The sequence below is a fragment of the Sphingosinicella sp. genome (assembly GCF_052388015.1).
GTDB lineage: Bacteria > Pseudomonadota > Alphaproteobacteria > Sphingomonadales > Sphingomonadaceae > Allosphingosinicella.
This window is the reverse complement of record NZ_JBQTIN010000125.1, coordinates 1-23795: the sequence shown is the minus strand read 5'-3', so window position 1 is coordinate 23795 and position 23795 is coordinate 1. Positions and strand designations below refer to the sequence as shown.

The 23795-nt window shown below is 69.9% G+C and carries 29 protein-coding genes; 20 read left to right on the top strand and 9 right to left on the bottom strand.

What is annotated here, in order from left to right; translation table 11 throughout:
* Positions 1-1472: ATP-dependent zinc metalloprotease FtsH (gene ftsH / locus ACT4N3_RS10780; protein WP_444855223.1), on the top strand; the 1472-nt coding region annotated here is incomplete at its 5' end.
* A gap of 65 nt (positions 1473-1537) precedes the next feature.
* A complete protein-coding gene (locus ACT4N3_RS10775) occupies positions 1538-1906 on the top strand; it encodes a hypothetical protein (RefSeq protein ID WP_444855222.1) in 369 nt (122 codons plus the stop codon).
* Between the two features lie 3 nt (positions 1907-1909).
* Here ACT4N3_RS10775 and ACT4N3_RS10770 read toward each other — a convergent pair whose 3' ends face one another.
* Positions 1910-3013, bottom strand: a complete 1104-nt coding sequence (locus tag ACT4N3_RS10770; RefSeq protein WP_444855221.1) for a DUF3667 domain-containing protein — start codon at positions 3011-3013, stop codon at positions 1910-1912.
* Between the two features lie 83 nt (positions 3014-3096).
* Between ACT4N3_RS10770 and ACT4N3_RS10765 the strand changes: the two genes are divergently transcribed.
* The 9 genes from ACT4N3_RS10765 (at position 3097) to ACT4N3_RS10725 (ending at position 10067) form a co-directional block, all read left to right on the top strand.
* A complete protein-coding gene (locus ACT4N3_RS10765) occupies positions 3097-3759 on the top strand; it encodes a nicotinate-nucleotide adenylyltransferase (protein ID WP_444855220.1) in 663 nt (220 codons plus the stop codon).
* On the top strand, positions 3749-4138 hold the full coding sequence (rsfS, locus tag ACT4N3_RS10760; RefSeq protein WP_444855219.1) for a ribosome silencing factor: 390 nt from the start codon (positions 3749-3751) through the stop codon (positions 4136-4138). The genes ACT4N3_RS10765 and rsfS overlap by 11 nt, the downstream gene beginning before the upstream one ends.
* Before the next feature lie 4 nt (positions 4139-4142).
* Positions 4143-4565, top strand: a complete 423-nt coding sequence (locus ACT4N3_RS10755; protein ID WP_444855218.1) for a 23S rRNA (pseudouridine(1915)-N(3))-methyltransferase RlmH — start codon at positions 4143-4145, stop codon at positions 4563-4565.
* Between the two features lie 4 nt (positions 4566-4569).
* Positions 4570-5712 (top strand): murein hydrolase activator EnvC family protein, encoded by a 1143-nt coding sequence (locus tag ACT4N3_RS10750; RefSeq protein ID WP_444855217.1) that lies wholly within the window; start codon positions 4570-4572, stop codon positions 5710-5712.
* 77 nt (positions 5713-5789) lie between these two features.
* Positions 5790-7133 carry a S41 family peptidase gene (locus ACT4N3_RS10745; RefSeq protein WP_444855216.1) on the top strand — a complete coding sequence of 448 codons (1344 nt, stop codon included), beginning with the start codon at positions 5790-5792 and terminating at the stop codon, positions 7131-7133.
* A gap of 4 nt (positions 7134-7137) precedes the next feature.
* Positions 7138-7662 (top strand): disulfide bond formation protein B, encoded by a 525-nt coding sequence (locus ACT4N3_RS10740; protein WP_444855215.1) that lies wholly within the window; start codon positions 7138-7140, stop codon positions 7660-7662.
* A complete protein-coding gene (locus ACT4N3_RS10735; protein ID WP_444855214.1) occupies positions 7659-8204 on the top strand; it encodes a demethoxyubiquinone hydroxylase family protein in 546 nt (181 codons plus the stop codon). Before ACT4N3_RS10740 ends, ACT4N3_RS10735 begins: the two co-directional genes overlap by 4 nt.
* Positions 8205-8206: 2 nt before the next feature.
* Positions 8207-8737, top strand: coding sequence for a hypothetical protein (locus ACT4N3_RS10730; protein ID WP_444855213.1), 531 nt, complete (start codon positions 8207-8209; stop codon positions 8735-8737).
* A 13-nt stretch (positions 8738-8750) separates the two neighbouring features.
* The gene (locus ACT4N3_RS10725; protein ID WP_444855212.1) at positions 8751-10067 is read left to right on the top strand and encodes an APC family permease; all 1317 of its coding nucleotides are present in this window, start codon (positions 8751-8753) and stop codon (positions 10065-10067) included.
* Here the strand turns inward: ACT4N3_RS10725 and mnmA are convergent.
* On the bottom strand, positions 9995-11101 hold the full coding sequence (gene mnmA / locus ACT4N3_RS10720; RefSeq protein ID WP_444855211.1) for a tRNA 2-thiouridine(34) synthase MnmA: 1107 nt from the start codon (positions 11099-11101) through the stop codon (positions 9995-9997). The genes ACT4N3_RS10725 and mnmA overlap by 73 nt on opposite strands.
* An 87-nt stretch (positions 11102-11188) precedes the next feature.
* Here mnmA and ACT4N3_RS10715 point away from each other — a divergent pair, with 87 nt between their 5' ends.
* The 3 genes from ACT4N3_RS10715 to ACT4N3_RS10705 all read left to right on the top strand — a co-directional run bounded on the left by ACT4N3_RS10715 (position 11189) and on the right by ACT4N3_RS10705 (position 12270).
* Positions 11189-11437: a hypothetical protein gene (locus ACT4N3_RS10715; RefSeq protein WP_444855210.1), complete on the top strand. Its 249-nt coding sequence runs from the start codon at positions 11189-11191 to the stop codon at positions 11435-11437.
* 117 nt (positions 11438-11554) lie between these two features.
* Positions 11555-11854, top strand: a complete 300-nt coding sequence (gene sciP / locus ACT4N3_RS10710; protein ID WP_444855209.1) for a CtrA inhibitor SciP — start codon at positions 11555-11557, stop codon at positions 11852-11854.
* Between the two features lie 155 nt (positions 11855-12009).
* Positions 12010-12270 carry a GlsB/YeaQ/YmgE family stress response membrane protein gene (locus ACT4N3_RS10705; RefSeq protein ID WP_444855208.1) on the top strand — a complete coding sequence of 87 codons (261 nt, stop codon included), beginning with the start codon at positions 12010-12012 and terminating at the stop codon, positions 12268-12270.
* 46 nt (positions 12271-12316) lie between these two features.
* On the opposite strand, the gene ACT4N3_RS10700 is transcribed toward ACT4N3_RS10705, so the two are convergent.
* Complete coding sequence (locus ACT4N3_RS10700) at positions 12317-13027, bottom strand: SIMPL domain-containing protein (protein ID WP_444855207.1); 711 nt, start codon at positions 13025-13027, stop codon at positions 12317-12319.
* Positions 13028-13157: 130 nt separating this feature from the next.
* On the opposite strand from ACT4N3_RS10700, the gene ACT4N3_RS10695 reads away from it, so the two are divergent.
* The gene (locus tag ACT4N3_RS10695) at positions 13158-13553 is read left to right on the top strand and encodes a PilZ domain-containing protein (RefSeq protein WP_444855206.1); all 396 of its coding nucleotides are present in this window, start codon (positions 13158-13160) and stop codon (positions 13551-13553) included.
* On the opposite strand, the gene tilS is transcribed toward ACT4N3_RS10695, so the two are convergent.
* The 4 genes from tilS to ptsP all read right to left on the bottom strand — a co-directional run bounded on the left by tilS (position 13550) and on the right by ptsP (position 18659).
* Complete coding sequence (tilS, locus tag ACT4N3_RS10690) at positions 13550-14545, bottom strand: tRNA lysidine(34) synthetase TilS (RefSeq protein WP_444855205.1); 996 nt, start codon at positions 14543-14545, stop codon at positions 13550-13552. The genes ACT4N3_RS10695 and tilS overlap by 4 nt on opposite strands.
* Entirely contained in the window at positions 14518-15417 is a 900-nt protein-coding gene (locus tag ACT4N3_RS10685; protein WP_444855204.1) for a YbgF trimerization domain-containing protein, read from the bottom strand. Before ACT4N3_RS10685 ends, tilS begins: the two co-directional genes overlap by 28 nt.
* Before the next feature lie 74 nt (positions 15418-15491).
* On the bottom strand, positions 15492-16298 hold the full coding sequence (locus ACT4N3_RS10680; RefSeq protein WP_444855203.1) for a helix-turn-helix domain-containing protein: 807 nt from the start codon (positions 16296-16298) through the stop codon (positions 15492-15494).
* A gap of 90 nt (positions 16299-16388) precedes the next feature.
* Positions 16389-18659, bottom strand: a complete 2271-nt coding sequence (ptsP, locus tag ACT4N3_RS10675) for a phosphoenolpyruvate--protein phosphotransferase (protein ID WP_444855202.1) — start codon at positions 18657-18659, stop codon at positions 16389-16391.
* Positions 18660-18766: 107 nt separating this feature from the next.
* Between ptsP and ACT4N3_RS10670 the strand changes: the two genes are divergently transcribed.
* The 3 genes from ACT4N3_RS10670 to ACT4N3_RS10660 all read left to right on the top strand — a co-directional run bounded on the left by ACT4N3_RS10670 (position 18767) and on the right by ACT4N3_RS10660 (position 21127).
* The gene (locus ACT4N3_RS10670) at positions 18767-19195 is read left to right on the top strand and encodes an OsmC family protein (RefSeq protein WP_444855201.1); all 429 of its coding nucleotides are present in this window, start codon (positions 18767-18769) and stop codon (positions 19193-19195) included.
* 67 nt (positions 19196-19262) lie between these two features.
* On the top strand, positions 19263-19577 hold the full coding sequence (locus ACT4N3_RS10665) for a DUF485 domain-containing protein (protein WP_444855200.1): 315 nt from the start codon (positions 19263-19265) through the stop codon (positions 19575-19577).
* The gene (locus ACT4N3_RS10660) at positions 19574-21127 is read left to right on the top strand and encodes a cation acetate symporter (RefSeq protein ID WP_444855199.1); all 1554 of its coding nucleotides are present in this window, start codon (positions 19574-19576) and stop codon (positions 21125-21127) included. Before ACT4N3_RS10665 ends, ACT4N3_RS10660 begins: the two co-directional genes overlap by 4 nt.
* Before the next feature lie 38 nt (positions 21128-21165).
* On the opposite strand, the gene ACT4N3_RS10655 is transcribed toward ACT4N3_RS10660, so the two are convergent.
* Entirely contained in the window at positions 21166-21531 is a 366-nt protein-coding gene (locus tag ACT4N3_RS10655) for a DUF6768 family protein (RefSeq protein WP_444855198.1), read from the bottom strand.
* Positions 21531-22085 carry an RNA polymerase sigma factor gene (locus tag ACT4N3_RS10650; RefSeq protein ID WP_444855197.1) on the bottom strand — a complete coding sequence of 185 codons (555 nt, stop codon included), beginning with the start codon at positions 22083-22085 and terminating at the stop codon, positions 21531-21533. The genes ACT4N3_RS10655 and ACT4N3_RS10650 overlap by 1 nt, the downstream gene beginning before the upstream one ends.
* A gap of 157 nt (positions 22086-22242) precedes the next feature.
* On the opposite strand from ACT4N3_RS10650, the gene nhaA reads away from it, so the two are divergent.
* Positions 22243-23520 (top strand): Na+/H+ antiporter NhaA, encoded by a 1278-nt coding sequence (gene nhaA / locus ACT4N3_RS10645; RefSeq protein ID WP_444855224.1) that lies wholly within the window; start codon positions 22243-22245, stop codon positions 23518-23520.
* 60 nt (positions 23521-23580) lie between these two features.
* Positions 23581-23795 (top strand): DUF6766 family protein (locus tag ACT4N3_RS10640; RefSeq protein WP_444855196.1); only part of this gene is annotated, 215 nt, incomplete at its 3' end.

Genomic DNA, 23795 nt, shown 5'->3' with positions numbered 1-23795 from the left:
GCCGCATCACGTTCGATGATGTGGCGGGCATTGATGAAGCCAAGGAAGAACTCGGCGAGATCGTCGAGTTCCTGAAGGACCCGGGCAAGTTCCAACGCCTCGGCGGCAAGATTCCGAAAGGCGCGCTGCTCGTCGGCCCGCCCGGTACCGGTAAGACGCTCCTCGCGCGCGCCATCGCTGGCGAGGCCAACGTGCCGTTTTTCTCAATCTCGGGTTCGGACTTCGTTGAAATGTTTGTCGGGGTAGGCGCCAGCCGCGTCCGCGACATGTTCGAGCAGGCTAAGAAGAACGCCCCCTGCATCATCTTCATCGACGAAATCGACGCCGTCGGCCGCCATCGCGGCGCCGGCTTGGGCGGCGGCAACGACGAACGCGAGCAGACGCTGAACCAGCTGCTCGTCGAGATGGACGGCTTCGAGGCGAACGAGGGCATTATCATCATCGCCGCCACCAACCGCCCCGATGTGCTCGATCCGGCCTTGCTGCGCCCGGGCCGCTTCGATCGCCAGGTCGTCGTGCCGCGCCCGGATATCGAGGGCCGCGAGAAGATCCTCGCCGTCCACATGAAGAAGGTGCCGCTCGCGCCCGACGTCGATCCGCGCACCATCGCCCGCGGCACGCCCGGCTTCTCCGGCGCCGACCTCGCCAACCTGGTCAACGAAGCGGCCCTGCTCGCCGCCCGGATGGGCAAGCGCCTGGTCGCGATGAAGGAGTTCGAGCTCGCCAAGGACAAGGTCATGATGGGCGCCGAGCGCAAGTCCATGGTGATGACCGAGGAAGAGAAGAAGGCGACCGCCTATCACGAAGGCGGCCATGCTTTGGTCTCGCTCCACGTCGAGGGCTGCGACCCGCTGCACAAGGTGACGATCATCCCGCGCGGCCGCGCGCTCGGCGTCACCTGGAACCTGCCGGAGCGCGACCGCTATTCGATGAACATGAAGCAGATGAAGGCGCGGCTCGCTTTGTGCTTCGGCGGCCGGATCGCCGAGCAGCTCATCTACGGCATGGATTCGCTCAACACCGGCGCGTCCAACGACATCCAGCAGGCCACCGACATGGCCCGCGCGATGGTGATGGAATATGGCATGAGCGAGAAGCTCGGCTGGCTGCGCTATCGCGACAATCAGGAGGAGGTCTTCCTCGGCCACAGCGTCGCGCGCAACCAGAGCGTTTCGGAGGAGACGTCGCGCCTGATCGATCAGGAGATCAAGCGGCTGATCGAGGAGGCCGAGGGCGTCGCGCGCCAGGTGCTGACGGAGCATCTCGACGAGCTGCACCGGCTCGCCGCCGCCTTGCTCGATTATGAGACGCTGACCGGCGAAGAGGCGAAGAAGGCGATCCGCGGCGAGGATATCGGCCGCGAGAATCCCAGCGACCGGCCCGGCCCGACGCCGGTCACCGGCTCGACGATCCCGAAGACCCGCCGGCCGCGCGGCGGCGGGATTGGCGGGCCCGCCGCGGCGGGGGCCTGACGCGAGAAGGTTCAGCCGCGGTTCACGCCGCCGACGCTCCCTGACGCCTTTGGGCGGGAGGGTGCATGAGCCGGAAATTTCTGATCGCGGCGCTGGCCGTCGTCGTGCCGGTCGGCGCGTTGCAGGCGATGACCGTCGCGGCCTTTCTCGAAAAAGCCGACGCATTGCAGGCGCGCGGCATGATGGCGATGTTCTCCAGCGATATCGGTCTCTTGAAAGGCGAGGTCACCTCGGCCGGCACCGCCCTCAGGGCCGAGGCCGCGGCGTCGCGGCGGGCAGGCCGCCCGCCGGCCTTCTGCGCTCCGGAGCGGGTGCGGATGACCTCGAACGAGCTGCTCGCTTTCTTCCGCGCGATTCCGCCCGCCCAGCGCCAGCGGCTCGAGGTGCGCGACGCGATGCGTTTCTACATGGTCCGCCGGTTTCCGTGCCGCTGAACCCTAGCCCAGCGCGCCGAGGCCGAGCAGCAGGACGAAGAACAGGCTGGCGGTGATGAAGCAGAAATTGACCAGCAGGAAGGTCCTGACCAGCGCCCCGAACCAGCCCAGGCCGTAGGCGCCCTTGAGCTGCCGGAACATGTGGATCGGCGGCAGGAACACCGCCGCCGACGCGATGATCGCGGTGGGCGCGCCGGCGAAGCCGAGCACGGTCAGCACGATCGCGAGCAGCGACATGAAGGCGATCGAGTAGGTGACGAAGACGGTGTGGTCGTAGAAATGGAAGCGCCGCGTCCAGAAAAAGAGCAGCCAAACGAACGGCACCGAAAGCGGGATCAGCAGCCAGGAAAATTTGTAGCCGTTCGACTGCAGCTTGTAGAGCGCCAGGCTCGGATTCTCGTTGAATTTCTGCAGGCCGTAATCGAGCCGACGCCAGCCGGTCTGGAGCGTCGTCCCCGTGCCGCTGCCGCCGATCCCCAGCCGCGTGGTGCTCGCGAGGACCCGGTCGAACTCGGCGATGTCGCGCTGCATTTCGGCGATCCTGGCGTCGATCTGCGGCAGCGTCTCCGGCTGGCCGCGATGCCGCCGAACCTCGCCCGCGGCGATCCTGACCCGGTCCTGCCGCGCTTCGTCCAGCTCGCGCACCATTTCGGTCCGCGCCTCCGTCATACCGCGCTGGATCTGGGCGGTACTCGCGCCGCCGAGGCTGGTCAGCGACAGGCCGTAGATCGACAGCACCGCGAACATCAGGAAGACCGAGAACAGGAACATCGCCATCGGCGAGACGAACTTCGCCCGCTCGCCATGGACGTAGCGGCGGGTGAGCTCGCCGGGCCGCCAGGCGAGCATCGGCAAGGTCCGCCAGAACTTGCCGTCGAGGTGGAGGATGCCGTGGACGAGATCGTGCACGATCGCGCCGACGCTGCGGTGGACATGCGCCTTCTGGCCGCATTGCCGGCAATAGGGGCCGTCGAGCGACGCGGCGCAATTGAGGCAATTGCGCTCCCCGGCCTCGCTGGCCTCGCCGGCTTGCGGCTCGACCGCGCGGGCGACCATGCCGCCGGTCACCGCCTCGCCTATGCCTTCGACGCCTTCCGTCACCAGCATCTCCCCTTGCGCTTATCATGGCGCAAGCCGGCCGGAGCGTCGAGGCCGTTCGCGTCCCAACGCGCCCATGCTATCGCTGGGCGATGATCCGCACCGGCCTTCTCGGCGGCTCCTTCAATCCGGCCCATCGCGGGCATCGGCGGATCAGCCTCGCGGCGCTCCGCGCGCTCGACCTCGACGAGATCTGGTGGCTGGTCTCGCCGGGCAACCCGCTCAAGGCCGTGAAGGGCATGGCGCCGCTTGCGGCGCGGCTCGCCTCGGCCCGCCGACAAGCGCGGCGCGCGCCGATCCGGCCGACCGCGATCGAGCAGGCGCTGGGCACCCGCTACACCGTGGACACGCTCGCCGCGCTCGTCCGCCGCTACCCGAAACGGCGATTCATCTGGCTGATGGGCGGCGACAATCTCGCCCAGTTCCATCGCTGGCGCGACTGGCGGGGAATCGCGCGGCGCGTGCCGATTGCCGTCATCGCCCGGCCGGGCTATGATGGCGCCGCCCGGGCGGCTCCCGCATTGGGCTGGCTGCGGCGCTTCGTCCGGACCGCAGACCAGGCGCAGGACTGGACTTTATGGAGCTTGCCGTCGCTCGTGCTGCTTGATCTGCCGCCCGATCCGAGTTCCGCCACCGCCATCCGCGCCGCCCGTCCCAAATGGCACGAACGCCTGACCGGCGCGCTTCACTCGCCGGCCATCCGCGATCGGGTCACGCGCCGGCCGCTCAAGCCAAGGAGGCCCTTTGCCAGCTAGAAGCCAAGCTCCGGAACCCGGAGCCGACAGCCAGGCCCAGGCGCTGCACGCGCTGGTGCTTCGCTCCCTCGACGACGACAAGGCGGTCGAGACGGTCTCGATCCCGCTCGCCGGCAAATCCAACATCGCCGATTATATGGTCATCGCCAGCGGCCGCTCGACCCGCCAGGTCGCGTCGATGGCCGACAAGCTGACCGAGCGGATCAAGCGCGAGCTGGGCCGGAGCGTCCGGGTCGAGGGGCTACCGGTCGCGGACTGGGTGCTGATCGACGCCGGCGACGTGATCGTCCACCTGTTCCGGCCCGAGGTGCGCAGCTTCTACAATCTCGAGCGGATGTGGGCGTTCGAGGAATCGGCGCCGGCCGCGGCGGCGCACTAGCCGCTTGCTGCTTCATATCGTCGCGCGGGGGCGGATCGGGCGCGGGTCCGAGGCCGAGCTGGTCGAGCGCTATCTGAAGCGCATCGCCTGGCCGACGAAAGTGACCGAATTGCCGGACGCGGGCGGCAAGGAACCCGCGCCGGCGGAGCGCGGCGTGACGATCCTGCTCGACGAGACCGGCGAGACGCTGAGCTCGGTCGAGCTGGCCCGGAAACTCGAGCGCTGGCGCGACGACGGCGTCCGCGAGGCGCGCTTCCTGATCGGCGCGGCGGACGGGTTCGACGACACGGCGCGAGGCAGTGCCGATCTCCTCCTCTCCTTCGGCCGCGCGACCTGGCCGCATCTGCTGGCCCGGGCGATGCTCGCCGAGCAATTGTTCCGTGCCACCTCGATCCTTGCCAACCATCCCTATCATCGCGAAGGTTGAGCCGATGCGGGGATTGGCCCTTCTTGCTTTGCTGGGCATCGCGGTCGCGGCGCAAGCGTCGCGCGGGCCGGACGTCGCGGCGCTGGGCGAGGCGCGCAAGGAAGCCGACGCGGCGAACGCCCGATCGCAGGAGCTGGAGCGCCAGGCGCGGGCCGCGACCAGCGCCGCCGCCCGCGCCCGGGCCGAAGGCGAGGCGCTCGCCAGCCGGATCGAGGCGGCCGAGGCCGATCTCACCGCCGCCGAGCGCCGGATCGCGATCATCGCCCGGCTGCAGGAGGCGCAGCAGGCGCGGCTGGCGGCGCGGCAGGGGCCGCTGGTCCGGCTGGTCGCCGCGCTGCAGACGATGGCGCGCCGGCCGCCGGCGCTCGCTTTGGTCCAGCCGGGCTCGGTTCAGGACACGGTGCGGGTCCGTGCCCTGCTCGCCGCGACGCTGCCGGAGATTCGCCGCCGTACCGCGGCGCTGCGGACGGAGGTGAATTATGCCGACGCGCTGCGCGCCCGCGCCGACCAGGCCCAGGGCGCGCTTCGCGCCGGACGCGAGGCGCTCGCCGCCCGCCGCACGGCGCTCGCCGCCTTCGAGAGCGACCAGCGCTCGCGCTCCAGCACGCTCGCCGGCCTGTCGCTGACCGAAGGCGACCGCGCGCTGGCGCTCGGCGAGGAGGCGCGCGCGATGGCGCAGACGATCGACCGGGGCGCTGAGGATGCGCGACGGGCGAACGACCTTGGTTCCTTGTCAGGCCCGTCGCCGCGGCCGGGCAGCGAGGGCGAGCCGGCACGCCCGCGTCTGCCTTATGTGATGCCGGTGCGTGGCCGGCTGCTGACCGGGGTCGGCGAGATTTCCGATTCCGGGGTCCATTCGCGCGGGCTGACGCTGGCGACGCCCGGGGGCGCGCAGGCGGTCGCGCCGGCGAATGGGCGGATCGTCTACGCCGCGCCGTTTCGCGCTTATGGCAATGTGCTGATCATCGATCATGGCCGGGGCTGGACGACGGTCATCACCGGTCTCGCGACGCTCGACGTGACGCGGGGCGCGACCGTGGCGCGCGGCGCGCCGCTCGGTCGCGCCGCCGCGAACGCGCCCCGCGTGACGGTGGAGCTTCGCCACGGCGGCCGCCCCGTGCCGCTCGCCCAGCTGCTTTCCGGCTAGCACGTTCATCGCCCGTTGCTTTGCGGCGGCCTAAAAAGGCTGTAGAGCGCGCCTAATACACCAATTCGGGACCCGTCATGGCCAGCCAGATCCTCCGCAGCCTCGGCCTCGTCAGCGCCGTCGCCTTCATCCCCGTCGTCACCGCCGCCCTCGCCCAGGCGGACGTGAGTTCCTATCGCGAGATGGACCAGTTCATGTCGGTCATGGAGCGGGTGAAGGCCGAATATGTCGATCAGGTCGACGACGCGACCCTGATCCGCGGCGCGATCGACGGCATGCTGTCCAGCCTCGATCCGCACAGCTCCTATCTCGACGAGCGCGGCTTCCGCTCGCTGATGACGACGACGGACGGCAATTATGGCGGGCTCGGCCTCACCGTCACGATGGAGGACGGCGCGGTGAAGGTGATCGCCGCGACCCGCGGCACGCCGGCCGATCAGGCGGGCGTCCGGCCCGGCGACTTCATCACCCATATCAACGGCCAGCTCTTCTTCGGCGGCACGCTCGACGAGGCGGTCGAGCGGATGCGCGGCCAGCCGGGCACCGCCGTCCGGCTGACCATCGTCCGCGCCGGCCGCGAACGACCGTTCGACGTCAACATCACCCGCGCGATCATCGATATTCCGGCGGTCCGCTCCGAGGTGCGCGACCGCGTCGGCATCCTCACCGTCACCACCTTCAACCGCAACACGACCGAGATGGCGCAGCGGGCGATGGCGGATATCGAGCGGCAATTGGGCGGCCCCCCGCTCGGTTATGTCATTGACCTGAGGTCCAATCCGGGCGGCCTGCTCGATCAGGCGGTCGGCCTTTCGGACCTGTTCCTCGAGCGCGGCGAGATCGTCTCGCAGCGCGGCCGCCGCCGGACCGACATCGAGCGTTTCTACGCCCGGCCGGGCGACGCCTCGCGCGGCGTCCCGATCGTCGTGCTGGTTGATGCGGGCAGCGCCTCGGCGGCGGAGATCGTCGCGGCGGCGCTGCAGGACCATCGCCGCGCGGTGGTGATGGGCGAGCGCAGCTTCGGCAAGGGCTCGGTCCAGACGCTGATCCCCCTCGGCAGCGGAAGCACCGCGCTCCGACTCACCACCGCGCGCTATTACACGCCGTCGGGCCGCTCGGTGCAGGAAGGCGGCATCACGCCGGACGTCGCGGTGCCGCAGCTCACCGATCCCGATTACCGCTCGCGCAACCGGGTGCGGGAATCGGATCTGCGCCGCCATCTGGTCAACGAGGCCTCGGTGCGCGACGACGTGATCCGCGACGACGGCCGGCCCGATCCGCGCTTCGCGATGACGACGCAGGAGCTGACGCAGCGCGGCATCACCGACTTCCAGCTCCATTATGCGGTGCAGACGCTGGCCCGGCTGTCGCGGGTGCAGACCGCCGGCGCCGCGCCGCGGCCGACCGGCAGCCGCCGCTAGTCGCATGGCGAGCGCGGCCGCGGCGGGGGAAGGGGGCGGATCGCGCCTGACCGCCGCCAAGGCGCTGGCGTTGCTGATCCCCGGCGCGCTGCTCGCCGGGGCCTATGGCTCGCAATATCTCGGCGGCCTCGCGCCGTGCGAGATGTGCTATTGGCAGCGTTACGCCCATATGGCCGGGCTCGCCTTCGCGCTGGCGGCCTTGGCCGGCGGCGGCATGCCGGATCGCGGCCGTTCCTTCGTCTGGCTGGCGGCGCTCGGCATCCTGGCCAGCGGCGCGATCGGCTTCTACCATGCCGGCGTCGAGCTCGGTTATTTCACCGGCTTCACCGAGTGCACCGCCTCGTTCGGCTCCAGCCGGTCGACCGACGATCTGTTCAACCAGATCATGGCCGCGCCGGTGGTGCGCTGCGACCAGGTGCAATGGTCGTTCCTCGGCATCTCGATGGCGGGCTGGAATGCGATCCTTTCGACCTTTGGCGCGTTGACAATCTTATGGCTGAGCCTGTCGCGACCCCGAGCCCGGACATGAGCGGCGAAAGCGCCTGGCGGCCGGGCGATGCCCACGCCGACGCGGCGTCGATGCTTCGCGTCGACCAGGCCGGCGAATATGGCGCGACCCGCATCTATGCCGGGCAGCTCGCCGTGCTCGGCGAGGGCCATCCCGCGGCGCGGCTGATCTCCCGGATGGCGGCGCAGGAGCAGCGCCACCTCTCGCATTTCGACGCGATGATGGTGGCGCGCGGCGTCCGCCCGACCGCCCTCCAGCCCTTCTGGCATGTCGCCGGCCATGCGCTGGGCGCGGCGACGGCCCTGATCGGCCCCAGTGCCGCGATGGCCTGCACGGCGGCGATCGAGGACGAGATCGACGCTCATTATTCGGAGCAGCTCGATGCGCTCGGCGAAGCCGATCCGCCGCTCTCCGCCGCGATCGCCGATTTCCAGGCGGACGAGCGCGAGCATCGCGCTGCCGCCGTCGCGGCCGGCGCGGAGGATGCGTTCGGCTATCCGTTGCTCTATGCCGCGATCCGGGCCGGCTGCCGGGCCGCGATCGAATTGTCGAAGAGGATTTGAACATGCGTGTGATGCTGCTCGCTCTGACCGCTTTCGCCGGCACCGGCGCGTTCGCCCAGCAGCCCGGCGTTCCCGCGCCCGAGGCGGCGGCGCGCGCCTCGGCCAGCTCGGACGAGGAGGTGCCGGTCAACCAGGTTCTCGTCTATGGCGACGACCCCTGCCCGGCGAGCACCGACGAGGTGATCAACGTCTGCGCCCGGCTGCCCGAGCAGGAGCGCTTCCGCATCCCGCCCAATCTCAGGAGCAATCCCAACGATCCCGCCGGCCAGGCCTGGGCCGGGCGGGCGACGGAGCTCAGCTATGTCGGCGCGAGCGGCATCGGCAGCTGCTCGCCGACCGGGCCGGGCGGAGCGTCCGGCTGCTTCAACCAGATCGTCCAGCAGGCGCGCGCCGAGCGGCGGAACAGCGACGACATCAACTGGAACTCGCTGATCGAGCAGGCGCGGCGCGACCGGCTGCGGCGGATCGACGAGGCGATCATGGACGAGGAGCGCGCCGGCCAGCCGCCGGAGCCTCGGCCCGATCCGCAATAGAGGCGGCGGGAGCATGGCGGGGGGCAAAGAGGCGCATCTGCGCCGTGACATCGGCTTTACCGGCTCGGCCTTCCTGTCGTTCAGCGGCATGGTCGGGGCCGGCATCTTCGCCTTGCCGGGAACGCTGCACGCGCAGTTCGGAACCCTGAGCCCTTGGCTGTTTCCGATCTTCGGGCTGCTTTTCCTCCTGATCGCCTTGCCTTTCGCCCGGCTGGCGGCCCTGCACCCCGTCTCGGGCGGACCGGCCGCCTACACCGCGCCGTTCGGGCCGCTCGTCTCTTTCCAGGTCGGCTGGCTCTATTATGTCGCGCGCATCACCGCGCTCGCCGCCAATGCCAACGTCTTCGCGACCTATGCCGGCTCGCTCTGGCCGCCCTTCGCAAGCCCGATCGGGCGCGGCGCGACGATCGTCGCGCTGGTCGGTGTCATCACCGCGATCAACATGATCGGCGTGCGCCGGGCCGTGCGCCTGCTCGATCTGCTCACCGTCCTGAAGGCGCTGCCGCTGATCGCGCTGGCGCTCTGGGGCCTGGCCTGGTCGGCCGGAAGCTGGCCGTCGCCGGGGCCGCTCCCGGCCCTTTCGGCGCTGGAGGCGGCGGCGCTGATCATCCTGTACGCTTTTGTCGGCTTCGAAAACAGCGTCGTGCCCGCCGACGAGACCGCCGATGCCCGCCGCACCATCCCGCGCGCGCTGATCGTCACTTTGGTCGCGACAGCCACGCTCTATTTTCTGATCCAGCTCGCTTATGTCGCGGTGATGCCGCCCGGCCCGGCCCCGACCGCGCCGCTTGCCGCATTCGCCGAGGTGCTGATCGGTCCGGTTGGCGCGCTCATCCTGACCGCGACGGCTTTGGCCTCGATCGCCGGCAACCTCGCGGGATCGATGACCGCGACGCCGCGGGTGACCTATGCCTTGGCCAATCAGGGCTCGCTGCCGCGCTGGTTCGGCGCGGTCAGTGCGCGCTGGGCGACGCCGGCCAACTCGATCCTGTTCATGGGGCTCGCCGGGGTCGCGCTCGGCGTCACCGGCAGCTTCGTCTGGCTGGCGATCGTCAGCACGCTCGCCCGGCTGATCATCTACGCCTTGAGCATCGCCGCCTTGCCGAAGGCCGAAAAGCCCGGTGCCCTGACCTGGGCGATGATCGTCGCGGCGCTCGCCGTTTGCCTTTGGGCCGCGGCGCAGTCCCAATGGACTTCCTGGGCGATGCTGGCCGGCCTAGTGACGTTCGGCATGCTGCTTTACGCGCTGGCGCGGCGTCAGGCCGGCTCCAGCTCCGCCGGCACGGTTTCCGAGATCCAGCCGCCGCCAAGCACCCGCTCGCCCGAATAGATCACCGCCGCCTGACCGGGCGCGACACCATATTCGGGTGCGGCAAAGCTGACGCGCGCGCCATCGAATGACGCCGGTGCCGGGCGGGCGAGCGAGCGCACCTTGACCGCAAGATCGCGATGCTGGCGCTCGCCCAACCAGTTGACGCCTTCGAGCTGTGCGGCTTGAACGCCGAGCGCGGACTTCGGCCCGACGACGACCCGCGCCGTCTCCGGCTCCAGCTTCAGCACGTAGAGCGGCTCGGCCTGGCCGCCGACCTCCAGGCCGCGCCGCTGGCCGACGGTGAAATGAATCAGGCCGCGGTGCGCGCCGAGGACGCGGCCGGCGCGGTCGACGATCTCGCCCGGCCGCGCCGCCTCGGGGCGCACCTTCCGCACCACGGACGCGTAATCGCCATCGGGGACGAAGCAGATGTCCTGGCTGTCGGGCTTGTCGGCGACGATCAGGCCAAGCTCGCGGGCCAGGTCGCGCACCGCGCGCTTCGGCAGGCCGCCCAGCGGGAAGCGCAGGTGATCAAGCTGGTCGCGGGTGGTCGCGAACAGGAAATAGCTCTGGTCGCGGGCCGGATCGGTGGCCCGGTGCAGCTCCGGCCCGTTCGCGCCGGCGACGCGCCGGACGTAATGGCCGGTGGCGAGGCAGTCGGCGCCCAGCTCGCGGGCGAAGCCCAGCAAATCGGCGAACTTCACGCTCTGGTTGCAGGAGATGCAGGGGACGGGGGTGCGGCCGCGCGCATATTCGTCGGCGAAACGCTCGATGACGCTTGTCCGGAACCGGCTCTCATAGTCGAAGACATGGTGAGCGATGCCGAGCCGGGCGGCGACGGCGCGCGCGTCATGGATGTCGCGCCCGGCGCAGCAGCTCTTCGCGCGGGCGACCGCCGCGCCCTGGTCGTAGAGCTGGAGCGTGATCCCGATCGTCTCGGCCCCGCTCCGCGCGGCGAGCGCGGCCACGACCGAGCTATCGACGCCGCCCGACATGGCGACGACGATTCGAGCGCCTGCGGGCGGCCGGTCGAGCTGAAAATCCGCGTCCATCGCGGCGCGAGATAGGCGCTCGTGCGCGCAAAGCCCAGTGCCGGCGGCTTTACCCGCTCTTCACCCGCGCCAGTCTATGGTCGCCTGATGGACATGGCTTTCCTCCAACGTGCGCGGCGGATGCTGGGCGAGTCGCGCCCCGCGCCGCTCGACCATGGCCTGCTGCTCGCGGCGCTCGCCGGTCGCTCGCGCGCGCCAGCATCGGAGGCTTCCGCCGCGATCGAGGAGCCGGTCGTCGAGGTGCTGAGCGGCGGCTGTGAGTGGCGGCGGGCGGCGCGGGCGCAGGGCGGCTGCTTCAACCGTGCCGAAGCGGGACGGGGGCGCAATGCGCCGTAAAGCCTTATCACCGGGATATTTACCTTGGCGTTTTAGCCTTCCTTCAACGCTCGCCCTTTATTGGGGTGGAGCGCGCCGCGGGACATCCGCGCCCTGCGCTGGTTTCGAGGCTAGTGAATGATCGAGAATCAGAAAATCCGCCCCGGACAGGTGATCGGCCCGCTCGGCGAGCCGCTGACCCTGGATTCGCTCCCCCCGCCCTCGACCCGCCGCTGGGTCGTCCGCCGCAAGGCGGAGGTGGTGTCGGCGGTGAATGGCGGCCTGCTCAGCGTCGACGAGGCGTGCGAGCGCTACAGCCTCAGCCTCGAGGAGTTTGCCGGCTGGCAGCGCGCGGTCGACCGTTCCGGCATGCCGGGCCTGCGCGTCACCCGCATCCAGCATTATCGCAGCCTCTACGACCGCCAGCAGAACTACTGAGCGCTCGCGCGCTTTCCTTCACGCGACGAAACGGTTAAGCCGTCCCCGGCCGATCCAACGATCCTGAAAGCAGGAGCCGGAAGGGCGCCGGCGCGTCCCTTCCGTGATCGGAGCGTCCCGCGATTCGCACGCGGGCGAGACAGGAGGGAAGCAATATGGGTATCATTGTCTGGCTTGTTGTCGGCGGCATCATTGGCTGGGTCGCCAGCATGATCATGCGCACCGACGCGCAGCAGGGCATCCTGCTCAACGTCGTCGTCGGCATCGTCGGCGCCGCGATCGCCGGTTTCCTGTTCGGCGGCCGGAACATCAACAATGTCAATTGGCAGGACCCGATGGCGTGGGTCTATTCGCTGGTCGGCGCCGTGATCCTGCTCGGAGTCGTCAACCTGGTCCGCCGCGGGCGCATCCGCTAGCGGGCGATCGGCAAGCGAAAAGGCCGCCCGCCCGGGCGGCCTTTTCTCATTCCAGTTCGAAGCTGACCGTCAGGGTCACGCTCAGCACCTGCTCGCCGGGCTCGATCCTTGTGTCGGCCGCCTGCGCCGCCTCGCGCATCCGCATCACCGGCATCGGCGGCGGCAGCGTTGCGCCGCTCTCGCTGACCAGCAGCACCCGCCGCACGCGCATGTTGAGTGACCGCGCATAGAGCTCCGCCCGTGCCCTGGCGTTGGCGAGCGCGGCAATGCGCGCCTCGTCGAGCGCCACCTCCGGCCGGTCGAGGCCGAGATGCGGGCCGTCGATCTGGTTCGCGCCTTCCGCGACGAGCGCGTCGAGGATCCGGCCGGAATCGGCGATGTTCCGGAAGCGGACGTTGACCTGATTCGAAGCCCGGTAGCCGATCAGCTGCGGCGGTTGATTCTGCTCGTAGCGATAATCGGGCTGAAGGCTGAGGTTGCTGGTCTGGATGTCGCGCGGCTGGACGCCGGCGCGGGCAAGCGCGGCGCGCACCCGCCCCATCCGCGCCGCGTTCTGGCGGATCGCCTCGACCGCGGTGGTCGCCTGGGTGACGACGCCGGCGTTGATCCGCACGATATCGGGCACGCGGGTCACCTCGCCGGTCGCGACCACGTCGAGCCGGGTGCCGGCGATCGTCGCGGCGGGCTGGCTCTGCGCCAGCGCGGCGCCGGCGGGAATCGCGGCGGCGAACAGGGCCAGCGCGCTCAACATTCTCATCTCTTTGTCTCCTTCAGGACCGGCTGGCGCTTTGCCGGTCCGGCGCTGCACCGGCGCTGAACCGATGGTTTGCCGGGGGTTAAGGGGATCGCAGCATTTTCCCGGTATCCGCGCGGGCAAGGAGACAAGGATGTTTACGCTGCCCGGCCGCCTGATCGGCACCGTCCATCATATCGCTCGCGTCGAGGCGCGCGCCCCCGCTTTGTGGCGGGCGAGGCTGCGCGCCGGCGAGGCCGAGACTCGGATCGTGATGCGCAACGTCTCGCGCTCGGGCTTCATGGGCATCGGCGCGATCCCGATCCCGGCCGGCAGCGAGGTCACGCTCACCTTGCCGTTCGGCGCGCCGGTCGCCGCCGACGTGCGCTGGTCGCTGAACGGCAGGATCGGCTGCCGTCTGCGCGGGCGCTTCGATCGGCGTCAGCTTGCGTTCCTGATGCTCTGCGGCGGCGCGAACGCCTTGTTCACCGGCGCGGGCCTGCGTGTCCTGTTCGTGCTCGGCTGCGTCGGCCTGCTGCTGATTCCCTAAGCCCGGCGCGGAGGGGCAGGCCGGAAGGTCCAGCCCGCGCCACCCCGGCACAGGACGCCGCCCAGGGTCGCCGCGCCGCCCGCATCGAGCGTCGCCAGCACCCGCACCAGCCCGTCCTCGCGCCATGGCCCCGTCAGGCCGGCGGCGCGGCGCACGTCTTCGATCGCCCGCCGCGCCAGCCGCCGGCGCAGCTCGCGCGGCAGGCCCTCGGCATCGACCGCGATTTCGTCGCCGACGGTGGCCCGCAATCGCCATGCCGCATCGGCCGCCCAGGCGAGCGCCTCGTCGCAATCCTCGAGATGGGCCGCGGCGGCGGCGAGGCGCGGCGCAGGCGGCGCTTCGGCGGCGGCGAGCCAGGCGCGGATGCGGCTGCGGTCGAAACGCGGCGAGCGATTCGATGGGTCGTCCACCGGCTCGAGGCCGGACGCGGCGACGATCGCCGCCAGCTCCTGTCGTCGCCAGTCGAGCAGCGGCCGGATCAGCAAGATTTCGCTACCATCGGTCAGCGGCCGGCAGGGCCGAATGCCGGCGAGGCCCGGCAGGCCGGCGCCGCGTCCCATCCGCATCAGGATCGTCTCGGCCTGGTCGTCGGCATGATGGGCGGTCGCGACCTGGGAGCAGCTTTCGTGTGCCGCCCAATCGCCGAGCAGCCGGTAGCGCAGCGCCCGCGCCGCCGCCTGCAGGCCACCCGCCAATTTCGCGGGTTCCCCGTGCAGCACTGTGTGCGGCACGCCGAGATGGTGGCAAATCTCGCCGACGCCGGCCGCTTCGCCCCCGCTTTCGGGTCGCAAGCCATGATCGACGGTCGCCGCCGCGATCCGGCCGGGGAAGGCGGCATGGGCGAGGAGGAGCAGGGCCAGGCTGTCCGGTCCGCCCGAAACCGCGACGCCCAACCGCTCCGGCGCGCCGCCGGCAAGCTGCGCGACGTCGGCGCGGAAGCGCGCGACGAGATCAGCGGCGGGCGCTAGCGCGGCCGCGCCGGGCTCGTGCACCGGGCGTCCGTCCGCGCCTGGGGCAGGCGGGTGCGGATGAATTCACGCATATTGGGATAGACCTGGGCCAGCTCGTCATACACGCGGCAGGCCTCGGCGCGCCGGTCGAGCCGGGTCAGCGACTGGCCGAGGAAATAGAGGCTGTCCGCCGCCCGCTCGCCGCGTGGATTTTCCTGGTAATTGGCGAGGAAGATGCGCGCCGCCGTCGCGGGACGGCCGTCATCCAGATGGGCGCGACCGGCGAGGTTGCGCATCCAGCTCACCCAGCGGCTGCCGGCATGGCGGGTCGCGGCGGCTTCGAGCGTCGTCTGCGCTTCGCCGTAGCGGCGCGCTTCCCACAGCCGGAAGCCGGCATTGTAAGCCTCCTCCGCCGGGTCGCCGGCGCCGGTTTCGGCGGGCGGCTGGACCGGCTCCGTTACGGGCGGAGTCTCGCGCGGCGATGGCCGAGTCGGCGGCGGGCCGGTGCGCTCGGGCGGACCGGCCGCGGCGCCGGTCTGCTGCTCCAGCCGCTCGATCCGCCCGCCAAGCTCGGTCCTGAGCCGGCCGATCTCCCGTTCCAGCTCCCGGTTGCGGTTGCCTTGCTCCTCGACCTGGGCAGTGAGCGCGCGCAACTGCACCTCCAGCCCGTCGATCCGCTCGATCAGATTGCCCACCGCGTCGCCGCTGGCGCCGGGGCCGCTCGGGTCGGGCCGGGCCGGATCGATCTCCGGATCGACCGATTGGGTGCGGCCGTCCGGGAAGACACGGCGCTGCACGGCGCGCATTTCCTGCTCGAGCCGGTCGATCCGGCGGTCGGGCGAATCGCGGGTCTGTGCGAGCGTCGGCATGGCGCAGGCGCTGATCAGGATGAGAGTCAGGATCCGGTGCCGCATATGTTCCCCGCCCATGCTTTAGCGCAATGATATTGGACGCGGGCTGCTGTCGCCAGCCTTAAGCGCACCGCGGTTCAACGAGTTGGCGCGGGTGTGGCCGTCTGGACGCGGTTGCCGAGGTCCTCGGCAAGCAGGCTGACGTCGGAAACGGTGCGCTCGACAGGCTCCAGGGGGCCCAGGTCGCGGCCGCCGACCGTCACCCGCAGCAATTGCGGCCGACCGGTGCGCAGCAGCGGGCGCTGTGCCGTCGCCGGCACGTCGAAGGCCTGGCCGGCGGCGAGCTCGCCCTGGAACAGGCTGGCGCCGCCGCCGGCGCCGTCGGTGACGCGCAGCCAGACTGGACCGATTGCGACGAGAGTCACCGGCTGGCCGGCGGCCGCAGCGGGTGCGGCGGGCTGCGGGGCGGCGGGCGCCGAAGCGATGGGGGCGGGCGCCGCCTCCGGCTGCGGGGCCGGCGCGATCTCGTTGAGGCTGCTGCGCCAGAGCGCGAAGCCGACGACGATCACCAGCGCGACGATCGCGGCGATGATCGCCAGCGACCGGGGCGGCACCCGGGTCGGATCGGCCGGCTCGTAATAATTGACCGCCGGCGTGCGGAGACGGGCGCCGCCGAGCTGCTCGCGCACTTCGCGACCGAGCTCGGCGCCGTCGAGGCCGACCGCATTGCCATAAGCGCGCGTGAAGCCGACGCAGTAGGTGACGGCGGGCAGATCGTCCCACGCCTCCTGCTCGACATGCTGGAGATGGCGGACCGGGATGCGGGTCTGGTTGGCGATATCCTGCAGGCTGAGGCCGCGCGCCTCACGCGCCGCGCGCAGCCGGCCGCCGATCGACATATCTTCGGGTTCGGGCTCGGGCTGGTCCAGGTCGTCTTGCGCCATCGGCTTCTTCGCGACTCCGCTCTCGTTCGATCCCGCCATCGGCACGGCGGGCCGGCCGTGTCAACCAACGCCGCACTGATTCGCGCCCGCTCAGGCGATGCGCACGCCATGCGCCTCCGCCCAATCCGCCAAGGCTGCGCGCATGTCGGGCGGCGGCTTGGCGAGCAGCTTGTCGAGCAGCGTCATCGCCGCGCCGCGGTCGAGCGAACGGATCATCGCCTTGATCGGGCCCACAGCCGCCGGCGTGATCGAGAGGCGGCGGATGCCGAGCCCGATCAACGCCATCGCCTCCAGTGTCCGCCCGCCCATCTCGCCGCACACGGCCACCGGCACCTTGTACTCTCGCGCCTGCTTCACGACGCGGGCGAGGAAGCGCAGGATCGCCGGGCTCAGCCAATCATAGCGCTCGGCGAGGCGCGGGTGCGAGCGGTCCGCGGCGAACAGGAACTGGGTGAGGTCGTTGGTGCCGATCGAGAGGAAATCGAGCTGCGGCAGCAACTGGTCGAGCGTTTCCGCCAGCGCCGGCACTTCCAGCATCGCGCCATAATGGATACGCAGGGGCAGCGGCTTGCGGCGCTCGGTCAGCCAGCTGCGCTGCTCCTCGACCAGCGCCTTGGCTTCCTCGAACTCCCATGGCTCGGAAACCATCGGGAACATGATGTAGAGCTCGCGCCCGCCGCCGGCCTCGAGCAAAGCGCGCGCCTGCGCCTTCATCAGCGCGCTGCGGTCGAGCGACAGGCGCAGCGCCCGCCAGCCCATGGCGGGATTCTCCTCCTCATGCGCCTGGGCGCGCAAATAGGGGAGCGCCTTGTCGCCGCCGATATCGAGGGTGCGGAAGACGACGAGCTTGTGGCCGGCGGCGTCGAGCACCGCCTTGTAGAGCCTGAGCTGCGCCTCGCGTCGCGGCAAGGTGGCGGAGACGAGGAACTGGAACTCGGTGCGGAACAGGCCGATCGCGTCGGCGCCGGTTTGCTCGAGCGCCTCGACATCGTCGCGCAGCCCCGCGTTGATCGCCACTGTCAGCCGTTCCCCGTCCTTCGTGACGGACTCCAGCGACTTGTAGGCGGCGAACTCCTCGCGCTGCTTCTGGGTCGTCGCGAGCTTGGCCTCGAACGCCTCCTCGACGGCGGCGGTCGGGCGGACGAAGGCGCTGCCCTCGCCGCCGTCGAGCAGCACATGGTCCCCCTCGCCGATCAGCTGCCGCACCTCGCGGACCCGGCCGATCATCGGCACGCCCATCGCCCGGGCGACGATCGTGACATGGGCGGTCAGCGACCCTTCCTCGAGGATCACGCCCTTCAATTTGCGCCGGTCATATTCGAGCAGCTCCGCCGGCCCGAGATTGCGGGCGATCAGAATCGTGTCGCTCGGCAGCGCCATCTGCGCCGCGGTGCCGAGCTGGCCGGAGACGATCCTGAGCAGCCGGTTCGACAGATCGTCGAGATCGTGCATCCTGTCCTGGAGCAGCGGATCATCGATCTGGCGCATCCGCTGCGCCATCCGCTGCCGCACCCGCTCGATCGCCGCCTCCGCGGTCAGGCCGGAATCGATCGCCTCGTTGATCCGCCGCGACCAGCCCTCGTCATAGGCGAACATCTTGTAGGTCTCGAGCACGTCCTGATGCTCGCCGGCGGTGCCGAATTCCGGCGCGCTGGTCATCGCGTCGATCTGCTCGCGCATCTTGCGGAAGGCGGAATAGACGCGGTGCCGCTCCGCCTCGACATCTTCGGCGACGGTGTGCTCGATCAGAACCCGGGGCTGGTGATAGACGGCGTGACCCTCGGCCATGCCCAGGACGAGCTTCTGCCCGGTCAGCCGCGCGCTGCCGGCGTCGCGCGGATCGCCGGCGGTCGCGGCGCGGTCGGCAAGCCCGGCATTGGCGATCAGCTCGGAAAGCACCATCGCGACGGTCTGCAGCGCCTCGATCTCCAGCTCGTCATAGCCGCGCGGATCGGCATGCTGGACGGCGAGCACGCCGATCGCCCGTTCCTTGCGGATGATCGGCACGCCGGCGAAGCTGTGGAACAATTCCTCGCCGGTCTCCGGCCGGTAGGCGAACTCCGGGTGCGCCGCCGCCTCGTCGAGGTTGAGGACCGAAATCTGCCTGGCGATCGTGCCGACCAGGCCCTCGCCGAGCGCCAGGCGAGTCACATGGACCGCGCCCTGGTTGAGGCCGAAGGTCGCGAACAGCTCCAGGACGCCGTCGCGCAGCAGGTAGATCGAGCAGACCTCGCTCGCCATCGCGTCGGCGATGATGTTGACGACCTTGTTCAATTTCGCCTGCGCGCCCAGCTTCGACGCCATCACGTCGTGGAGCCCGGTCAGGATCTCCCGGGACGAGGCGGACGAAGCAGTCGGCATGGCCGTGCGCTATCAGAAAGGGCGACGGCTTTCCAAGCACAAGCGCGGCAGCGAAGCGGGCGGCGGCGTGTTATGATCGCGAAACGTCAGCAGGCAGGAGCCCGGCCATGATCACCCGCACCGCATCCGCCACCTACGAAGGCTTCGGCAAGGAGGGCAGGGGCAAGATCTCCAGCCAGTCCGGTGTCCTCTCGGACACGCCTTACGGCTTCAACACCCGCTTCGAGGACGGGCCCGGGACCAATCCGGAGGAGCTGATCGCCGCCGCCCATGCCTCCTGCTTCACCATGGCTTTGAGCTTTGCGCTCGCGCGCGAAGGGCTGAGCGACGGCACGTTGACCACGCGCGCGGCGGTGAAGCTCGACAGGGACGGCGACGGCTTCAAGGTCAGCCGCTCGGACCTGACGCTGGACGCGCGCGTGCCCGGCATCGACGCGGCGCGCTTCGCCGCGGTCGCCGCCGACGCCAAGGCCAATTGCCCGATCTCCAAGCTGCTCAACGCCGAGATCACGCTGGAGCACACGCTCTCATCCTGAGCGTGCGCGGCCAAAGCGGCGCGGGCAAGCTCTGGCTCTCTTCCCGGGCCGCGGTTATGCCTTCGCGATGAGCGAGAGCAACGCGCGAAGCGAACGGATCAGGGCGCATCCGGCTTATCGGGCGCTGGTGCGCACGCGCCGCCGGCTCGCCTGGACGCTGACCGCGATCATGTGCGTCGCCTATTTCGGCTACATCCTGCTGATCGCCTTTAACAAGCCGCTGCTCGCGACGCCGATCGCGGGCGGCGCGACGACGCTCGGCATCCCGATCGGCTTCGGCCTGATCCTGCTCGGCATCGCACTGACCGGCTACTATGTCCGCGTCGCCAATCGCGACCATGACGCCTTGCTCGCCGAGATCGTGGCGGAAGTCGGCGAATGAACTGGACGGCGATCGCGATGTTCGCGGCCTTCGTCGCGCTCACCCTCGCTATCACCCGCTGGGCGGCGTTGAGGACGCGCACCGCGTCCGATTTCTACGCCGCGGGCGGCGGCGTCACCGGTTTCCAGAACGGTCTCGCCATCGCTGGCGATTATATGTCCGCCGCCTCCTTCCTCGGCATCTCGGCCCAGATCTATGCCGACGGCTATGACGGCCTGATCTACTCGACCGGCTTCCTCGTCGGCTGGCCGTTGATACTCTTTTTGATGGCCGAGCGACTCCGCAACCTCGGCCGCTACACCTTCGCCGACGTCGCCTCCTTCCGTCTCGCCCAGCGGCCGGTGCGCAGCTTCGCGGCGGTGAGCACCCTGGTCGTCGTCGCCTTCTACCTGATCGCGCAGATGGTGGGGGCGGGGCAGCTGATCCGGCTGCTCTTCGGCCTGCCCTATGTCTATGCGGTCGGCATCGTCGGCAGCCTGATGATCGTCTATGTGATCTTCGGCGGTATGATCGCGACGACTTGGGTGCAGATCGTCAAGGCGGTGCTGCTGCTCGGCGGCGCGACCTTCATGGCGCTGATGGTGCTCGCCCAGGTCGGCTTCTCGCCCGAGGCTCTGTTCGCCCGCGCCGTCGAGGTGAAGGGGACCAATGCGATCATGGGGCCGGGCGGCTTCATCCGCGATCCCGTCTCGGCGATCTCATTGGGTCTCGCTTTGATGCTCGGTACCGCCGGCCTGCCGCACATATTGATGCGCTTCTTCACCGTCCCGGACGCCAAGGCGGCGCGCAAGTCGGTGCTCTGGGCGACGACCTGGATCGGCTATTTCTACCTGCTCACCTTCGTCATCGGCTTCGGCGCGATCGTCCTCGTCGCGACCAACCCCGCTTTTCTCGACGCGGAGGGCGCGCTGCGCGGTGGCGGCAACATGGCGGCGATCCACCTCGCCCAGGCAGTGGGTGGCAATCTCTTCCTCGGCTTCATATCGGCGGTCGCCTTCGCGACCATCCTCGCCGTCGTCGCCGGCCTCACGCTCTCCGGCGCTTCGGCGATCAGCCACGATCTCTACGCTTCGCTGGCCAAGGACGTGGACCCGGCGCGCGAAGTGCGGGTGTCGCGCTGGGCGACGCTGGGGCTCGGCCTGGTCGCGATCCTGCTCGGCATCGCCTTCGAGACGCAGAATGTCGCCTTCATGGTCAGCCTCGCCTTCGCGCTCGCCGCGTCGGGCAATTTTCCGGTGCTGATCCTCTCGCTCTACTGGCGCGGGATGACGACGCGCGGCGCGGTGGTGGGCGGTTCGGTCGGTCTGGGGCTTGCGCTGATCCTCACCATCCTCTCGCCGGCGGTCTGGGTGACGGTGCTCGGCAATGCGGCCCCGGTCTTTCTCTATTCTTCGCCCGCGATCTTCTCGGTGCCGGCCGCTTTCCTGACCATCTGGATCGTGTCGCTGTTCGATAATAGCCCGCGCGCGGCCATGGACCGCGCCGGCTTCGCCGACCAGGAGGTGCGCTCCGAAACCGGCATCGGGGCGTTCCGCGCGAGCGGCCATTGAGGCCCGCTTGAGGCCCGCTCGCGCTCCCGTCGCCGCGTTCATCCCTGCCGGTGGGCGATCTGCAGCTCGATCCGCTTCAATTCGCGAATGACTAGGTTGGTCTCCATCCGCGGCACCAGCGACATCTTGAGGATCGTCGCGAGGATCAGCAGCACGGCGGCCGGCAGCCCCCAGCGCAGCTGGGTCACCGGATCGGCCGCCTGGAAGAAGTGCCAAGCGGCCCATGCGCCGGCGAGGAAGGCCACACCCTGGACCACGAGCAGGAGGATGTTGACCCATCCCGTACGGCCCCCGAAAATGCCGAACACCCGCGCGAAGAAGCCCGGCTCGTCGCCGATCCGCCGCAGCACCTCCCGGGTCTCGCTATCGAGCGCCTCGTCGATCATCTTGTCGAGATCACGCATCATAAATCTCCTTCCAGTGCCGCCCGCAATTTCCCGCGGGCGTTCATCAGGCGGGTCTTCACCGTGCCCGCCGGAACGTCGAGAGCGACCGCCACCTCGGCGACACTCATGTCCTCAAGATGGAACAACGCGATAGCCGCGCGTTGCTCCGCCGGCAGCGCGGCGATCGCCCGCCCCATCCTGACAGCATCCAGATTCCCTTCGTCAGGGGCCGTCGATTGCTCCCACGGCTCCCGTTCGACGGCTTCGCGAAGCTGCCGGTCGCGGCGCAGGCGCTGGATCAGCCGCGCCGCGCGGCGCGAGACGATCCGGTAGGCCCAGGCCGGAAAGGCGTTCGCATCGGCCAGTCGCGGCATGCCGCCGACGATCTCGCGCCAGCCGTCCTGCACCGCATCGCGCGCCAGCTCGGTATCGCCCAGCAACCGCCAGGCATGAGCGAGAAGCCTGCCGTTCCAGCGGCGGACGAGCAGCGCGAACGCCCGGCGATCGCCCACCTGCGCGGAGGCGATCAGATAGGCGTCGAGCAGCCGCTCCGAAGGTGCCTTGACGTCCACGTTCGCTGTTCCCCGCTCTTACAGTCTATAGGTGCCGCCAAGGGATCGCACGGTTCATTCGTCGGGCAAAAACTGGCGCATCAAACGCCGCCTCGTGCCAATCGCCGTCGCCGGTTGGGATGGAATCGCGGTCGCGATCTCGGCTAGTGCCGTCGCGATGAATGCCGCGCCTTTCGCCAGAACCTCGGTCCTGCGCCGCTTCCTCTCGAGCGAGGCGGCGGGCGGCATCGTCCTGATGGCGGCGGCGGCGCTGGCGCTGGTCGTCGCCAACAGCGGCCTTGCGGAAACCTATCAGCACTGGCTGCACGCCGAAACCGGCCCGACCTTGAGCCCGAAGCTCGGCCCGATGACCGTGCATCTCTGGATCAACGACGGCCTGATGGCGGTCTTCTTCCTGTTCGTTGGCCTCGAGATCAGGCGCGAGTTCGTCGATGGGCGGCTGGCGAGCTGGCGGCAGCGGCGGCTGCCGATGATCGCGGCGGCGGCCGGCATGATCGTCCCGGCCCTGCTCTATCTGCTGGTGGCGGGGCGGACAGCGGGGCTCGCTAACGGCTGGGCGATCCCGGCCGCCACCGACATCGCCTTCGCGATCGGCGTGCTCGCCTTGCTCGGCAGCCGCGCGCCGGCCTCGCTGAAGCTGTTCCTGACCACGGTCGCGATCGTCGACGATCTCGGCGCGGTGGCGATCATCGCGCTCGCTTACACCAGCACGATCGACACGCTGGCGCTCGGCGCGGCGGCGGCGATCTGGTTCGTCATGGTCGCGATGGGCAAGAGCGGCGTCGCGCGGCTTTGGCCCTATCTGATCCTCGCCGCCGGCCTCTGGTACGCGGTGCTGCTGTCCGGTGTCCACGCGACGGTCGCCGGGGTGCTGGCGGCGGCGGCCATTCCGGTCGTCGCGACGCCCGGCGCGCCGGACGACGCGGGTTCGCCGCTGCACCGGCTGGAGCATGCGCTCGCACCCCTGGTCGCTTTCGCGATCGTGCCTTTGTTCGGCTTCGCCAATGCCGGCGTGAGCGTCACGGGGCTTGGCGTTGGCGCGCTGCTCGCGCCGCTTCCGCTCGCCATCGCGACCGGCCTGTTCCTCGGCAAGCAGCTCGGCATCTTCGCCGCCGTGCGCCTGTGCTGCGGGATGGGGCTGGCGTCGCCGCTACGCGGCGCAACCTGGCTCCAGGTCTATGGTGTCGCGATCCTGTGCGGGATCGGCTTCACGATGAGCCTGTTCATCGGCGCGCTCGCTTTCGCCGGCCGCGCCGATCTAATCGAGGAAGCGAAGGTCGGCATCCTCGCCGGCTCCTTCCTGTCGGCGGTCGCCGGCTATCTCGTGCTGCGCTTCGCCGCACCGCGCGCCGACTTCGCGGCGGTCGAGGCCCGGGCCAATGCCGAGATCGACGGCGACGGCGATTCGATCATGGACGAGGAAAGCCGAGCCTAGAGCCGCGCCGCCGGAACCAGGCGCGGACCGAAACGATTTCCTCGCCGACAGGAGGCAGGGATGAAGGTTCTGCGCAACAACGGCCTGACCATCGTCCTGATGCTGCTGTTCCTGGGCAGCCTGATCGGCCAGTGGCTGATGGGCTGGGGGTTCGAGAATGAGGAGCTCGCCCGCCACGGCCGGCCGCTCATCGGCCTCGCCGACTATGCGACCGATGCGCAGTTCCTCTCGTCCGTGTTCGAGAATTGGGAAAGCGAGTTTCTGCAGATGTCGGC

Coding starts and splice junctions, on each gene's coding strand:
- ACT4N3_RS10775 (WP_444855222.1), top strand. CDS start 1,538: ATGAGCCGGAAATTTCTGATCGCGGCGCTGGCCGTCGTCGTGCCGGTC.
- ACT4N3_RS10770 (WP_444855221.1), bottom strand. CDS start 3,013: ATGCTGGTGACGGAAGGCGTCGAAGGCATAGGCGAGGCGGTGACCGGC.
- ACT4N3_RS10765 (WP_444855220.1), top strand. CDS start 3,097: ATGATCCGCACCGGCCTTCTCGGCGGCTCCTTCAATCCGGCCCATCGC.
- ACT4N3_RS10750 (WP_444855217.1), top strand. CDS start 4,570: ATGCGGGGATTGGCCCTTCTTGCTTTGCTGGGCATCGCGGTCGCGGCG.
- ACT4N3_RS10745 (WP_444855216.1), top strand. CDS start 5,790: ATGGCCAGCCAGATCCTCCGCAGCCTCGGCCTCGTCAGCGCCGTCGCC.
- ACT4N3_RS10740 (WP_444855215.1), top strand. CDS start 7,138: ATGGCGAGCGCGGCCGCGGCGGGGGAAGGGGGCGGATCGCGCCTGACC.
- ACT4N3_RS10735 (WP_444855214.1), top strand. CDS start 7,659: ATGAGCGGCGAAAGCGCCTGGCGGCCGGGCGATGCCCACGCCGACGCG.
- ACT4N3_RS10730 (WP_444855213.1), top strand. CDS start 8,207: ATGCGTGTGATGCTGCTCGCTCTGACCGCTTTCGCCGGCACCGGCGCG.
- ACT4N3_RS10725 (WP_444855212.1), top strand. CDS start 8,751: ATGGCGGGGGGCAAAGAGGCGCATCTGCGCCGTGACATCGGCTTTACC.
- mnmA (WP_444855211.1), bottom strand. CDS start 11,101: ATGGACGCGGATTTTCAGCTCGACCGGCCGCCCGCAGGCGCTCGAATC.
- ACT4N3_RS10715 (WP_444855210.1), top strand. CDS start 11,189: ATGGACATGGCTTTCCTCCAACGTGCGCGGCGGATGCTGGGCGAGTCG.
- sciP (WP_444855209.1), top strand. CDS start 11,555: ATGATCGAGAATCAGAAAATCCGCCCCGGACAGGTGATCGGCCCGCTC.
- ACT4N3_RS10705 (WP_444855208.1), top strand. CDS start 12,010: ATGGGTATCATTGTCTGGCTTGTTGTCGGCGGCATCATTGGCTGGGTC.
- ACT4N3_RS10700 (WP_444855207.1), bottom strand. CDS start 13,027: ATGAGAATGTTGAGCGCGCTGGCCCTGTTCGCCGCCGCGATTCCCGCC.
- ACT4N3_RS10695 (WP_444855206.1), top strand. CDS start 13,158: ATGTTTACGCTGCCCGGCCGCCTGATCGGCACCGTCCATCATATCGCT.
- ACT4N3_RS10685 (WP_444855204.1), bottom strand. CDS start 15,417: ATGCGGCACCGGATCCTGACTCTCATCCTGATCAGCGCCTGCGCCATG.
- ACT4N3_RS10680 (WP_444855203.1), bottom strand. CDS start 16,298: ATGGCGCAAGACGACCTGGACCAGCCCGAGCCCGAACCCGAAGATATG.
- ptsP (WP_444855202.1), bottom strand. CDS start 18,659: ATGCCGACTGCTTCGTCCGCCTCGTCCCGGGAGATCCTGACCGGGCTC.
- ACT4N3_RS10670 (WP_444855201.1), top strand. CDS start 18,767: ATGATCACCCGCACCGCATCCGCCACCTACGAAGGCTTCGGCAAGGAG.
- ACT4N3_RS10665 (WP_444855200.1), top strand. CDS start 19,263: ATGAGCGAGAGCAACGCGCGAAGCGAACGGATCAGGGCGCATCCGGCT.
- ACT4N3_RS10660 (WP_444855199.1), top strand. CDS start 19,574: ATGAACTGGACGGCGATCGCGATGTTCGCGGCCTTCGTCGCGCTCACC.
- ACT4N3_RS10655 (WP_444855198.1), bottom strand. CDS start 21,531: ATGCGTGATCTCGACAAGATGATCGACGAGGCGCTCGATAGCGAGACC.
- nhaA (WP_444855224.1), top strand. CDS start 22,243: ATGAATGCCGCGCCTTTCGCCAGAACCTCGGTCCTGCGCCGCTTCCTC.